This window comes from Parabacteroides timonensis, assembly GCF_900128505.1.
Classification (GTDB): Bacteria; Bacteroidota; Bacteroidia; order Bacteroidales; family Tannerellaceae; genus Parabacteroides; species Parabacteroides timonensis.
Genome location: NZ_LT669941.1, coordinates 2631318 through 2646081 on the forward strand (window position 1 = coordinate 2631318; position 14764 = coordinate 2646081).

Consider the following 14764-nt stretch of genomic DNA (forward strand, 5'->3'; position numbering starts at 1 on the left):
CCGAATATCTATATATTGTAGTCTGCTCCTCCTTACCCTACCGTCGCAGGCCAAACAGATAAGAGAAAGTAAACGTGCCGATTCCGTTATGCATCTCGTAATAGCCAATGCCACCGCTTACGGAAATGCGGTGGCATCCTATGAAACCGAAGTATATGTGAAAGGGTACACAGCGGTACAAAAAAAGAATATCCTTATCCACTTTTCCAACCTGATCTTTCCGGTCGAATCTAACCCAAAAGAGACAGTTTTCGAAATGGTGAGCAACTTCCGGTACGATGCTCCCAATAATTACCGTCATAATATCGAGGCGATGAACAGTAACCGTCCGGTCAGAACTGCCAAACAAAAGGAAGTACTGTCGTTCATCAACATGAACATTTACTCGCCTACCATTTATAATAAAGGGATCATCATGCCTGTTGCCCGGGAAGCTTTCCGTTACTACAACTTCAGCCTGGAGAATGTGGAGGATACGGCTGGCATCCGCATTTATACCATTCGTTTCACCCCGAAGCAGTGGAGTCAGAAACTGCTGGACGGACATCTCTACATCGTAGACGGAAGCTGGACAATAGACCGGGCGGAGATGAACGGACACTCCACCCTCTCGGAGTTCACCCTCCGGATGCGTTTCAACCGTGACCGTCGCTACTTCCTCCTACCGGAAGAAGCGAACCTGAAAGTCCGTTTCCACGCAGTGGGTAACAAGCTGGCAAACTACTACCATGCGACTTACCGTTACAAATCGGTCACCTGGATAGAGGAGAACAACGAACCACCTCAGCGGAAACCGCTTGACCAGACACGCTACTTCAGCCTGTCGTCCGACACGATACCTGTCATCCACGATACGGCTTACTGGCAGGCCAAACGCAATACAGGTCTTACACCCGATGAATTACAGGTCTACCACCTTACACCCCAACAGCCTGTGACCAACACCAACAACTTCACTCCTTACCTGAAAATCACCGAACGGCTGACAAATACTATGAACCTCGACTACAAAACCACTCGTGTCAAATACTCGGGCCTGCTCAACCCTTTCCAGCTGGGGTATTCGGGAAACAACGGCTTCACCTACCATCAACGATTACGTATCAGCAAGACCTTCGACCGTGACCGCCAACTGCGCTTCCGTCCCGAACTGGGTTATCTGTTCAAGCGACGACAGCTATTCTTCAAACTGGCGGGGGATTGGGAGTACCTTCCCGAGCGGCAAGGTATTCTCAGCCTGACCGCCGCCAACGACAACCCGAGTTACCCTGCCGGCGTGATACAACGGATCGGGCAACAACTACAGGACAGCTCTTTTCTGACTACCGAAAACCTACACAACAAATTCAGGCATTATTACATAGAGCTCAGGAATAATATCGAGCTGGCAAACGGGCTGAAACTGGCTGCCGGTCTCTCCTTTCACCGGAGAATACCGGCGGAGAAAAATAAGCATGCCTTTCACGACTTCACACCGGCGGTCGGTCTGACGTATACCCCCCGGCAATATTACTGGATGGATGGTTATCGGAAAGAGTATCTCTACTCTCGTTACCCGACCTTCTCCATCGAGGTGGTGCAGGCCATCCCCGGGACAGGTCGCAACGCGGGTAATTACGGACGGGTAGAAGCCGATATGCACCAAAGTATCCGTATCGGCCTGTCGCAACGATTCAACTATCACCTGAGCGGCGGGGGATACTTCAACCGGAAAGCACTCTATTTCGCGGACTTCCGGTACTTCACCCGGCATTATTTTCCCGAGTCGTGGAACGATAGCTTCGGTGGTGTATTCTATCAATTGCCAGGCATACACTACAACATATCCGACAGCTATGCCCAGTGTCACCTGATGTTCGAAAGTCCGTTGCTCCTGTTTCAGCTGATAAAAACCAGACATGTCCGGTATGTCGTTTCCGAACACCTCTATTTCAGTCAACTCTGGACACCGGATCTTCCCTGCTACACCGAGCTGGGATACGGTGTGGGCAGCGACCTGTTTAATGTAGGTATCTTTGCCGGATTCGAACGGGGGCACTACCACAGTATAGGGGTGAAGTTCACCCTGGAGCTATTCCACTAAAGAAAAAGACAACTGAATACCGCCCTATACCAAATCATCCGAACAAAGTACCAGATCGTTCAAACTTCACCTCCTCTATTGCTTATCAATCTCTTCTGTAATACATTTACTGCAAAATCAGACAAACACCCAGCATTAGTATGAATACACATTACCCGGACAAAATCCGCCGAAAATTACCGTTACTGGCAATTACCGTCCTTTCACTCCTTCAGATGCCCTGCTTCGCATGGGATTTCGCCGAACACCGTAAGATAGGTGACCGTGCCATGAGCCTGTTGCCCGCACGACTGGCCGAAGAAGGTATTTTTGCCAATGAAGCGGAAGCAGACAAGGCTATACTTTCCATATTGAACATGTCGCACATGGAAGGAACGAATGCCTATGCCATGAACGAGCTGACACAGTTACCCAACATCGTAACCTACGGTACGCTGTGCGGACTGGCAGGCGACCATGTTGAAAACCCTCTCTTGCTCGAAACCGGTCTGCAAACCCATTTCTCCAAGACGAACCGGACACTAGCTCTTGAATTCAAGGCCATGAACGAGTTCCTGACCGGTGCTTCCAGCAAAGAATTACTCGATATCAACCTGGCTTACGGCCTGCTTGCCATTAAAGACCTCTCTCACTTCTACGCGTATGGGAAAGGGCTGAACGAACACCTCCGTATGATAGACCCGGAACTGATCCGCCGGTTACGGAAACCTTCGGAGGTGAACGATGTCTTCTCCAGGCTAAACCATCTACCTTCGCTCTCGAAGTACTTCTGCATACATATCTTTGCCGCTTACCTCGCAGAAGAAGCAGGCAAACAGTTATACGCAGGCAACCGAACAGCCTCGAACGACCTTATGTTCTATGCTACCCTCTATGAAGCCTTTGCCGAACACTTCCTACAGGACTCGTTCGCATCGGGCCACCAGATGGTGCGCCGCGGCTTCTCGGCATCGGCTGTCTCCAATAATAAGAGCTTGCACGACTTCTACAATACAATTCCCGTACAAACTGCCAATATGAAGGGTGAAACCTGGTCGGCCTACGGTGATAAGCGACTGAACCAGAATCCTATGAACTATAGGAATGCGGATGACTACCTGAATATCCGCGTTACCAAACGGCATGCCTATACGCTGGATAAGGGTGACAGCTATGAACGTGAAACACAAGTGTTCTATCAGGTAGTTACCGCTACCTGCCAGTCGTTGACGGAAGTATGGATGGCATATCATAAAGCATCTTCGGGGAATAGCTATAACATACTGGAAAAACTACCCGCAAACGGTAAAGAGCTGCCCGATTTTATATATACCAACTTCCCGGTTGTGCGCCAGTTCCCACTCCCGTTCGGTACGGATATCAACAGCCTTCCGATAAACGATCTGACAGACCAACGCAAAGAGGAATTGCAACTGATAGTACAAGAACCTTTCACCCGTAACTTCATCCGCTCCAGGGTAGCCAACTCATTCATGTTCCTTATCGGTGTGCCAATCCATGTAAACCGACAGGGGGTAATGGCGTACGGAGCACGCCTGAACGCCAGTATGTTCAACTGGCACAAATTCGGGAACGGAACAACGATGGTCATGAAACCAGGCGATGTCGCCCAATGGATCAACCCAACAATATCCGGCTATTATATGCATGCCCCCACTGGCTCTTATATGATGAAAAACTGGAACATCAAGGCGGGTGTAAACTATGCCGCTGATATATTTGTTTCTCCCCGCCGTTTCCTCGGTCTATATGGCTATATGGAAATGGGTGCCGACCGTCGTAATAATGAAACTCGTTTTCTGGTAGCGCCCTCTGCCGGTATACAGTTAGGATCGTTGATAGGACTACATGAATTCAATATGCCGGGATGGCTACGTATCCCTTTGGGGATCATTCTACCTTTGAAATTCGCCGTCACCTGCAACAAAGCAGCAGGGCGTCCTGTGGAATGGATCAGTAATATGGAGGTCGATATTCTGTTTTAAGCGGCAGGCATTTTATAATGTTACGTTATATAGCACGCCTGTATTCCCTCTGTTAACACAGGCGTGCTGATTTAGATATAATGCTTATATTTGCGATGATGAAATACGGTCACTGCATATTACTCCTGCTGCTTATAAGCCTTCTTTGTGCCTGCCACCCACGACGATCGGCAGAAGAAGGGGAACGTTTTCTTCAAAAAGAAGAAAACTATAATTCCCGTAATAAATATCCCGCAGATACTTTCCTTATCAGCCGTTATTCCAATCTTCTGGAAGCTGAACAGCTTTACAACTTCACTCCTACTCAACAACTACGGCTCAAACTATTGCAACTATATCTATTTAATGGATATAATATTCCGCAAGCAACACGAATAGCTGACAAAGTAGATGATTTAGCTCTCCGTATAGGTAATGATACGCTTTTATGCACTGCCCGGATACAGATCTTCCTGCTGGCTCAGGGTAACGGAGATACGACCCGCATGCTCCATGTCATCAGGCAACAAGAGCAATTGCCTCCTTCCCTCCACCACCTCAAAGATATGGGATTTTATTATATGGGTATGGCTGTCTACTACCAAAAACAAGGCGAATGGCAACAGGCTCTTTACTGGCTCAAGAAAGCTCGTCCGCATGTAAAGTCGGTATATGCCTGGTATTTACAGATGTGCCAGTCGCTTCTGAAGGTGAAAGCCTACTCCGAAGCGCAGCTATACACGGACAGTATCCGGATCGTATTCCCTGAAAAAGTAACGAAAAGTAACACGCCCTATTTCGACTTCCACGGTCAGGTACTCATTCATACCAACCGCAAGAAGGAGGCACTCGACTGGTATGCCAAAGCAACTGAACAAATAGAAACCGTCCATAAACAAAAAGACTCCGCAACATACAGCAAACAACAAATACAGACAATCTACCATGCCGCTCTTTTGCATCATCAACAAGGACAAACAGACTGGGCGATCAGACATCTGGAAGAGTTACAACCGCACAAGTACCCAATATTATATACTTCTAAAAACAATCTATACAACGATACATTATTGTTACCAAACTGTTTACACCTCTTAAGCGAATGCTATGAGGCAACAGGACAATTGCAGGCTGCCACCCGCTGTCTACAAACACTCGATTCTATTCAACATACAGAAATCAAACGGGGTAGTATATCTTTTATAAACTATAAGCACGAATTACGACGAAACACCATGCTCAGCAGTAACCTGGTAGAGCTGGAAAAGGCAGCCGTCCATACCCGGCAAATACAATATCTGCTTTATGCTATCATAAGTTGCCTGCTGATAGTGATCATTGCCGGTCTGCTGGCATGGCAGCGCCATCAGCGGCGGCTTCGCCAGTTATACGAGGTATTGATGGAACAGCATACTATCTGGTTGCAGGCGCATGAAACCGAGGATATTCTCCCCCCCGGCATACTACCCCTACCCGTTGAACCGACCTCGGAGAAAAGTAATGAACCGGAAGCACCGGAAATACCTGTTATAGAAGTAAGGCAGCCATCCCAGCTCTTCCTCCGCATACTCCATCTGATGGATACCCGGAAACCTTACCGCGATCCGTCATTCGACCTGGTAACTCTGGCACAACTAGCCGCAACAAACCGTTCCCAGCTATCCTCTTTAATCAACCGGGAAACACCCAACGGTTTCAGCTACTGGTTAGCCGAATACCGGGTGAACGACCTGATCCAACAAACTGAACTTTTCCCGGACAAAAGTATGGATGAACTATACGTGCTTTCCGGCTTCCCCTCACGAACCACCTTCTTCCGCCAGTTCCGCCTGGTAACCGGACTTACCCCCAGGCAATACAAGACACAACGGAATCGCCCTTGTTTCATAAAGTCCGAATAGAGTACCAAATCGTCAATATTTGAGTCCACCCATTGCAGAACTATCAACGGATTGATACATTTGCCACTTAAACAATCATAATCAAGGCACAATGAAGAATCGGACACAACCGGGATGGCTATGGCTGTTCCTATGCTTTCTCCTATATATGGGAACTGCATGTCAAGACAAAAATGAAGCAGAAGATGAACAACTTACCAGTGGGTCTTACTATGACGGAGAGCTGCGATTCGTAGATTTCCACAGGAAGATGGCACCGGGAGCCTATGAATGTTACTTCACCAACCAGGAAGATAAATCAGAACTGGTAGTAGCTGCTATAGTCTATTCCGAAGAAGGAGAAGTGGTCTTTATCCCCGAGTCGCCTGTACGTACCGGCGATTATTACTTCAACCGAGCCGTATTGGTAAAAAGCGACTTGCCGGCTAATGAAACGGAAATTGGATTTGATGTTCCCCTGGGATGCCAGGTTAGTATAACCAATGAATCCTGCATCCTCAAGGAAGAGACGGTAGATGAAAACCTGGAATGTTTTGGTTCAGGGACAAAAGATGATCCTTTCCGTATATCTTCTTATGTGCATTTGGAGAACCTGATGACTATGATCAACTCCACAGAGGAAAATAATAAGAAGTATGGTGATAAATACTATATACAAACAGCCAACCTCTCGTTGAAGGTGCCTTGTGCCAACCTCAACAACGGCTGGAACTCGATCGGTAACCATATCACCCGACCTTTTGCCGGGCATTATGACGGGCAGGGTTACAAGATTAAGAATATGACAGTCAAACGTACGGGCGACATCGTGCCCCAGCCGGCCGGATTGTTCGGCATCATCATCAACAGCAGTATCTGTAATGTGAAGTTGGAAAGCTCGACGATCGAAAGCGATTTTGCCGTAGCAGGTATGCTGGTCGGTGCCGTAGTGTCGACAGGCGATATGCGCCTGACCTCCGGACTGAGAAACTGTAGCGTATCGAAAGATTGTAAGATACAGGCACCTTACCTGGTAGGCGGACTAGTAGGCGGTGTCAACCAAAATGCGCGTTTGGTAATGAGCGAGTGCACGAACAATATGCCGGTATCAGCGGCTCACCAGGGAGTAGGCGGGCTGGTCGGAGCCGCATTCTTTGCCTCTTCCGTTACACTCGACGGTTGTTCCAATACGGCAGCCATCAGTGGAACTTCAGGAATCGTAGGCGGACTGGTCGGATCGGCTGACACACTTCTGATCAATGACTGTAAAAACTCAGGAAAGATAACCGGCGGATACAGCTCTATCGGCACCGGCGGACTGGTCGGCGGCGGTCTGAATGTCATAACGAGTTTCAGTGAAAACCGGGGTATTGTAGAAGGCGATCGCGAGGTAGGAGGCATTATCGGCTCGACCGCTCGTAACTCATCGCAAAAGGTATATGGCGACACGCATATCTATGCGTCCGGTAATTATGGAACGATAACAGGGAACAGCGAAGTTGGTGGTCTGGCGGGAGCCGCCCAGATATTGATTTCAGGCAGTTACAACTTTGCAACCGTACAGGCGTCTCAAAAGAATGTCGGCGGACTGGCAGGACTGGGTCCGATGGCAATCATCATCGGTTCGAGTAACGATGGCGATGTTACATGCTCCGGATCGGACAAAGATGGTTTTACAGGAGGTGTACTGGGTTCAGCTCAAGACTACGTGATTACCGGTTCCAACAACTTCGGGACTGTCAGCAACCCCAACGGAAAAGGTACGGTTGGCGGTATCCTGGGCGGATGCGACCTGCTGGGTATCGTTTCTTATTGCGGTAACTTCGGGACCATCAAGGCGAAGGAAGGTTCGGCTGGTGGTATTATCGGTCGCGCCGGTAAACCGAAGAATATGACAGACAAGATGATTGCAGACATGGTACTGGGTACAGCTTTAAGCGTGGCTTCCATAGGCATGTCGGCCTCTGAAATACCCGGCGAAACCGGTAAAAAGAAAAAAACAGCCAAGATGGAAGCCCAAAGTTTGCGGATAGGCAATGCCAGCAAAGTACTCAACACTTTTGTCTCGGTCAACGACCTGAGTTGGACGATCGCCAATGGCGTCATGAAAGAAGCCGACCTCTCACCGGAAGCATTAAAGCAGTTGGAATATAAATCAAGTCAAGCACTCGAAAACCACCACTACAGCAGGATACAGACCATGCAGTTGGGACGAAGCGAAACGTTGAATCTCTTCAATACCATGGAACAACAACAGAGGCAACAAAAAGACTTCCTAACACGCATCAGCGGCGAAAAGAGCCCATACCAGGATAATCTGAACGAATGGCGTAATGATGTGGAAGACAAAATGCACAGCCGTGAAGAAATGCGCGAAGTGGCAGGACATGTCGGTGAAACGATCGCTTTCATCGGTGATATCATCGGATTCTGCAAGGTACCCAACCCAGTAAGCATAGTAGTGACCGCTATAGTAGCCATCTACAACCTAGTGATGAACTTGACGGACTATAGCTACAACCGCGTCGGCATCCTCCAGTCATACAATTACGGTGAAGTGCAGGGAGGAGACAGTTACTACTCAGGAGGTATCGCTGGCGAGTTGCACGACTACGCCCGTATCCTCGATGCAGCAAACTTGGGTACGATCAAAGGGAAACAGGCCGGAAGCCTCTTCGGCAAAGGAGGACACCTCCCTGCCGTAGAACATTCCGTCAATCTACAAACACAGAGTATCCCTTTCTATAAAGAATGTATCTTCCATGACACGGTAAAGAACAACCTCGACATCTCCGGCAACGACAAAGAATTGAACACTCAAAACACATACAATATGCTTGACTTCAATAATCGTTGGACCTGGAACACCAGCGTCCGACTGCCCCTCTTAAACAAATCGCAATTCGAATAAACGGAGAAAATAACAAATGTTCAACCCATAAACAGTCTATCGAATTATGAAAGCAATCAATAGAAATATAGAGAAACTTCTCACCTTTACCCTCCTTTCAGGATGCCTGCTATTAAGCGGATGCAGCAAGGACGACGACGATACGGATATCCCCGGCCAACCGAACGAAAAAAACGAGATTGTGCTGACCCGCAATGTATCCGCCTCCATCCCACTCTTCTCGGCAACCAGTGCGACACCTCCGGGCGACTGGCTGTTCTGCCTGGCTGACGAGGATGACAACGAATATCTGATTCCCGGATCGGCCGGTGAAAAGAAAGACGGTACCTACCTTCACCTGGATTTTTCAGAAGGCGACAAATGCATTACCTATACCGTCAAGTACGTCACCAATCCGGAACAGACGGAAAGCTATGATCTGGGGTTCACTATCACACTGGATGCCAGCGGAACCATCACTTGTGAAGATGTATGGGACGAAGATCTGGAACTGTTCGGTAAAGGAACCAAAGAGTGGCCCTATAAGATCAGTTCGCTGAAAGACATAGCGACAATCTCCGGTTTCTGTGATGATACGAAATGGGAAGACACCTGGTTTATCCAGATATGTGACATCAAATGTGACGAAGGCATAAACAAAACATATAATGAGAAGAACGGAGGGATCAAACCGATCGGGTTCTCATCTTCTTTCAAAGGGCATTACAACGGGAAAGGTTACACGATCAACAAACTCAAGTTCATCGCTTCCGGCACGACAGACAATATCGGAATGTTCAGTGTAATCGACGGCAACGCAACAATCGACAGTCTACGGATAGATGCGGTCACTATAGAGAAAGCACATGAGAATATAGCTGCCCTGGTCGCTGTAATGCGAGGCAATGCTTCTGTTACAAACTGCTCCGTCACAAATGGCAGGATCAGTGGCATTAAGAATGTCGGCGGACTGATCGGACGGATGGAAAGCGGCACTGTGACTAACTGTGAGAGTGACGATTGCGATGTGATGTCGAACATGCAGAACAACCCTTACACCGACTGTATCGGCGGTATGATCGGAGCCGTACAAGTAGCCCAGGGAGCAACGATACATATAAAAGATATCCGAAGCAATTCCAAAGTTATTGGGAATGAGAATATAGGAGGTGTGATCGGCTTCATCAGTTCCTCCGATGCTTCCTATTCACTGACGTTGGAAAATCTGGCGATGGGACTGATGAATATAACCGGAGAAAGAAGCGTTGGCGGTATCATCGGCGGATGTACCCTGCCACTCACATTGAAGAATTCAAGCAACCGCTCGGTCATCGATACCCAAGGAAACGACCGAAGGGATTTCGGAGGTATCGTGGGAGCCATCTCCACCACAGGGGCTGTCCTTCTCGATAATTGCCAGTCGGGTAAAAACAAAGCAGGTACCCAACCCGACCCATCGCAGAAATATATAGACGGCGGATCGCATACGGGAGGGCTGATCGGCTACGTACGTGCCGGACAAGGTGTCAAGCTAATCAACTGCAGTCTCACTTCCAACACGTATGGCTTCGACCAGGTAGGCGGTCTGATCGGTCTCTGTGCATCTGAAGTAACCATTGAAAACTGCAGGAATGAAGGCGGTAATATTCAGGCATTGGGCATGTGTGCCGGTGGATTGATCGGGCAGGCTACCGAAAGCGTCGGCTTCAACAGCAGCTGTGTGAACCAAGGGAACGTAACGGCTACCGGCAGCTATGCCGGCGGCTTCATCGGACAGGCTAGCAAGATCAAGTTGTCAGGCGGACGTAGCCAGGCAAACGTGACAGCCGGTAAGAAATACAGTGGCGGATACATCGGGTATGCAGCTGACCTGACGGCCCAACTAATTGACCAGCCCACCATTGCCGGTACCGTATCCGGCAACGAGGCGATAGGCGGACTGACCGGATATGCTGTCAAGGCCTCGGTGAGCGACGTAAAACTAGGGTATATCGTAGGAGAAGCGGCTGCGACGACTAAATATACGGGTGGTCTGATTGGTTTGCTCGACAATGGCGAATTCAGTCAATGTACCTTCACCGGTTCCGTACAGGGAGGCGAAAAGACAGGCGGCATCGTCGGTTATCAGAAAGAGGGCAAAATCGAGAACTGTACAACCCGTTCGGAAAACCGCATACTCTGTAACGAAACTGGAGAAGTAGGTGGCATAGCCGGCAGCATCACCCATACGTCCATCACCGGATGCAATAACTATACGACCGTGACCAATACCCAACAAGCACACCTGACAGGCGGCATCGTTGGTTACGTAGACAAGCAGCCGGACGACCTGCAGATAAGCGGCTGTAACAATCACGCATTAGTAACCGGCGGCGACCAGACAGGCGGTATCATCGGAGGCCACCGCAGCGACAAAGACTCGAATATCCAGGTTGCCAACTGTCATAATACCGCGAATATAACCGGAAAAGACGAGGTGGGTGGTATCGTCGGCAGCCTCATCCAGGGACAGATTTACCGCTGTTCCAACAAGGCAACCATCACCGGAACCCGTAGCGCAGGCGGTATTTCCGGTTGTATATACGGTACGGAATCTTATTATCCCAACGGACTCGTCAACGAATGTTTCAACACCGGGCGGATAGATGCGCCGGATAAAGTGGGTGGGATTGTCGGACGCTTCTTTGGCTGGAGCCATGCCACAGTTAAAAATTCGTATAACAAGGGAGAAATCGGACACGACGGATCCACAAGTTGTGCCGGCATCGTCGGATGTATCGATAACAATGCATACAGTCGTATCGAATACTGCTACAGCGGCGGGACACAGCGTACCGGCTGGGGTATTGCCGGACGCTATTTCACGATGGTAGGTTCGGAAGTGACCTTCGTTAAATGCCATTACTCAAAGGAAAGTGCCACCACCGACAAGCTGGATAACTCGGACTGCACGAAAAACTCCAATGCCGGCCTGGGTACGCAAAGTAACTTCAAAGGCTGGGATTTCACCAGCACATGGGTGATGAAGTCGATGCCTGAGCTTCAAGAAAATAGGGAGACGAATCAGTAATTAACAGAAAGACTAATAGTATGAAAGACTGTATCACGAAGAATATGATCCGGGAAGAAGTCAGCCGTTGCTGGATGTGTCATGCTCCGGTTTGCTCTGCTGCCTGCAAAAGCGGAATGCAACCGGCACGCATGCTCCGCTCCCTTCGTCTGGAGAATGAAGCCGGTGCCACCCGTCATGCCCGGCAGATGGAGGGCTGCCTGACTTGCACGGCCCGTGCCTGTGAAAAAGCCTGCCTGCGCAGACGTAACGGGCAAGCGGTGAAGATACACGATATATTCAGTTACCTGTATAAACAGGGAGAGAGTTCATCCGAACAAAAAGCGACCGACTCTCTTCCTACCGGAAAACACTCTCTGCCCGATCTGTCTCTCGACTTCTGCGGTATCCGTTGTGAGAATCCGTTTATTCTCGCCTCCTCCCCAATAGCACACAACTACGAAATGTGTGCCCGTGCGCTCGATGCAGGCTGGGGCGGTATCTGTTTCAAAACCATATCCTATTATCCGGTGGAAGAAGTTTCACCACGCTTCGACCAGGTGCAACAGGGAGGAGTCCCTTTTATCGGCTTCAAGAATATGGAACAACTGTCGGAAGCACCAATCCGCACAAACTTCGACATACTCTATCGTTTAAAGCAGCACTATCCCGACAAACTGATCATCTCATCCATCATGGGACGGACGGAAGAAGAATGGACTCATCTGGCTCATTTCTCCACATTGGCCGGAGCGGATATCATAGAGTGTAACTTTTCCTGTCCTCAAATGACCAGCGAAGGGATGGGATGCGACGTGGGGCAAAACCCGTCGCTGGTACGCAGCTTCACAGCCGCCGCCTGTCGGGGAACACATTTACCCGTGATCGCCAAAATGACACCCAATCTGACTCATATCGTACCGGTAGCCCGGGCCGCCTGCGAAGGTGGAGCAACCGGCATTGCCGCGATTAACACGATCAAAAGTATTACCCGTATCGATGAAGAGGCGATGACCGCCTTACCCGTTATCAATGGAAAAAGCAGTGTGTCGGGTTATTCAGGAAAAGCAATACGCCCTATCGCCCTCCGCTTTATACACGAACTTGCGTCCGACCCAATTATCGGACAAGCACCTTTAAGCGGGATCGGAGGAATCGAAACATGGCGCGATGCGCTCGATTTTCTGTTACTGGGCTGCACGAACCTTCAAATATGTACTTCGGTCATGCAATACGGCTATCGTATCATAGACGACCTACGTGAAGGATTACAACTCTACATGCAACGGAAAGGCTATACCAACCTGTCACAACTGATCGGGCTGGCGGTATCGAACATCGTACCACCCGAATCGCTCGACCGCACGACAATCTGCCGTCCCGTGATCGACCGGGAACTTTGCATTGGTTGCGGCCGATGCTACATTTCCTGCCAGGACGGAGGACACCAGGCGATCGTTTTTCCTCCCTCCCGCCGTCCGGCTATCGATGAAGCACAATGTGTAGGTTGTTTATTATGTAGCTTGGTCTGCCCTACAGGAGCGATCCGACAGGGAGAGCGGATAGGGAAAGTTCATTCATAACAGTTACATTCTCTTCCCGAAATAGGTATAAATCCGTCGCGAGTCGCTATCTTTGTCCGGTCAAACAATAACGCGACAATTATGAGACATTTCACTTGTGTACAGGATTTAGGCGACCTGAAACAGGCGCTTAACGAAGCTTTCGAGATCAAGAAAGACCGCTTTCAGTTCACAGAACTTGGCAAGAACAAGACGCTGTTAATGATATTCTTCAACTCCAGCCTGCGTACGCGCCTCTCTACCCAGAAGGCCGCGATGAACCTGGGGATGAACACGATGGTTCTCGACGTGAACCAGGGAGCGTGGAAACTGGAAACCGAACGCGGCGTCATCATGGATGGAGACAAACCGGAACACCTGCTGGAAGCTATTCCGGTCATGGGTTGTTACTGCGACATCATCGGTGTACGTTCTTTCGCCCGCTTCGAAAACAAGGAAGACGATTACAACGAAAAGATCATCTCTGAATTTATCAAGTACTCCGGTCGTCCGGTATTCAGTATGGAAGCGGCTACCCGCCATCCGCTACAAAGTTTTGCCGACCTGATCACAATCGAGGAATATAAGAAAACAGCCCGTCCGAAGGTGGTTATGACCTGGGCACCGCATCCCAAGTCTCTTCCGCAGGCAGTTCCCAACAGTTTTGCCGAATGGATGAATGCGACGGATTATGAATTTGTGATTACCCATCCGGAGGGCTACGAACTGGATCCTAAATTCGTAGGCAACGCCCGTGTGGAATACGATCAGAAGAAAGCCTTCGAAGGTGCAGACTTCATCTATGCCAAGAACTGGGCTGCTTATACCGATCCGAACTACGGCCAGGTATTAAGCAAAGACCGCGCCTGGACTGTCGATACGGAAAAGATGGCGTTGACCAACAATGCTTATTTCATGCACTGTCTGCCGGTCCGCCGTAACATGATCGTTACCGACGACGTGATCGAAAGTCCGCAAAGCATCGTGATCCCGGAAGCTGCCAATCGCGAAATTTCGGCACAGACGGTACTGAAAAAGATATTGATGGGATTATAATATCTATGGTTCTACCAGACTCATTTTCAATATCAACTATCATACCATCATAAACCGACACAAACATCACTTATACAACATGTTAGACTATGACAGTTACTATTTTGAACCATCATTCATCTATCATAGAACTATCATAACCTGCGATAAAAACAGGAAATATACTGCCTTTTCTCACTAAGTATATTACTAAAACTCAAGAAGATAAGGAATAAAGATGTTTACCACCCGGGTCTCGAAGACCTCGACACCCGGGTGTGAGTATCGTCGGGACCCGGGT

Annotated in this window: 7 protein-coding genes; all 7 read left to right on the forward strand. The window is 49.1% G+C overall.

Translation table 11 applies throughout. The features are described from left to right. The first annotated feature begins 88 nt into the window (after positions 1-88). The 7 genes from BQ7394_RS18155 (at position 89) to BQ7394_RS18185 (ending at position 14484) form a co-directional block, all read left to right on the forward strand. Positions 89-2083: a DUF5686 family protein gene (locus BQ7394_RS18155; RefSeq protein ID WP_087880611.1), complete on the forward strand. Its 1995-nt coding sequence runs from the start codon at positions 89-91 to the stop codon at positions 2081-2083. 140 nt (positions 2084-2223) lie between these two features. After that, positions 2224-4068, forward strand: a complete 1845-nt coding sequence (locus BQ7394_RS18160; RefSeq protein WP_233577168.1) for a hypothetical protein — start codon at positions 2224-2226, stop codon at positions 4066-4068. Between the two features lie 95 nt (positions 4069-4163). After that, a complete protein-coding gene (locus BQ7394_RS26315; protein ID WP_235848775.1) occupies positions 4164-5948 on the forward strand; it encodes a helix-turn-helix domain-containing protein in 1785 nt (594 codons plus the stop codon). A 91-nt stretch (positions 5949-6039) separates the two neighbouring features. Beyond that, positions 6040-8838, forward strand: coding sequence for a hypothetical protein (locus tag BQ7394_RS18170; protein ID WP_075558711.1), 2799 nt, complete (start codon positions 6040-6042; stop codon positions 8836-8838). Between the two features lie 46 nt (positions 8839-8884). Continuing rightward, on the forward strand, positions 8885-11887 hold the full coding sequence (locus BQ7394_RS18175) for a hypothetical protein (protein WP_075558712.1): 3003 nt from the start codon (positions 8885-8887) through the stop codon (positions 11885-11887). Between the two features lie 20 nt (positions 11888-11907). After that, positions 11908-13449: an NAD-dependent dihydropyrimidine dehydrogenase subunit PreA gene (gene preA / locus BQ7394_RS18180; RefSeq protein ID WP_075558713.1), complete on the forward strand. Its 1542-nt coding sequence runs from the start codon at positions 11908-11910 to the stop codon at positions 13447-13449. A gap of 81 nt (positions 13450-13530) precedes the next feature. Next, positions 13531-14484 carry an N-acetylornithine carbamoyltransferase gene (locus BQ7394_RS18185; RefSeq protein WP_075558714.1) on the forward strand — a complete coding sequence of 318 codons (954 nt, stop codon included), beginning with the start codon at positions 13531-13533 and terminating at the stop codon, positions 14482-14484. The last annotated feature ends 280 nt before the right edge of the window (positions 14485-14764 follow it).

Excerpts from the sequence above, each read along its gene's own strand:
- BQ7394_RS18155 (WP_087880611.1), top strand. The coding sequence starts at position 89 with ATGCATCTCGTAATAGCCAATGCCACCGCTTACGGAAATGCGGTGGCA.
- BQ7394_RS18160 (WP_233577168.1), top strand. The coding sequence starts at position 2,224 with ATGAATACACATTACCCGGACAAAATCCGCCGAAAATTACCGTTACTG.
- BQ7394_RS26315 (WP_235848775.1), top strand. The coding sequence starts at position 4,164 with ATGATGAAATACGGTCACTGCATATTACTCCTGCTGCTTATAAGCCTT.
- BQ7394_RS18170 (WP_075558711.1), top strand. The coding sequence starts at position 6,040 with ATGAAGAATCGGACACAACCGGGATGGCTATGGCTGTTCCTATGCTTT.
- BQ7394_RS18175 (WP_075558712.1), top strand. The coding sequence starts at position 8,885 with ATGAAAGCAATCAATAGAAATATAGAGAAACTTCTCACCTTTACCCTC.
- preA (WP_075558713.1), top strand. The coding sequence starts at position 11,908 with ATGAAAGACTGTATCACGAAGAATATGATCCGGGAAGAAGTCAGCCGT.
- BQ7394_RS18185 (WP_075558714.1), top strand. The coding sequence starts at position 13,531 with ATGAGACATTTCACTTGTGTACAGGATTTAGGCGACCTGAAACAGGCG.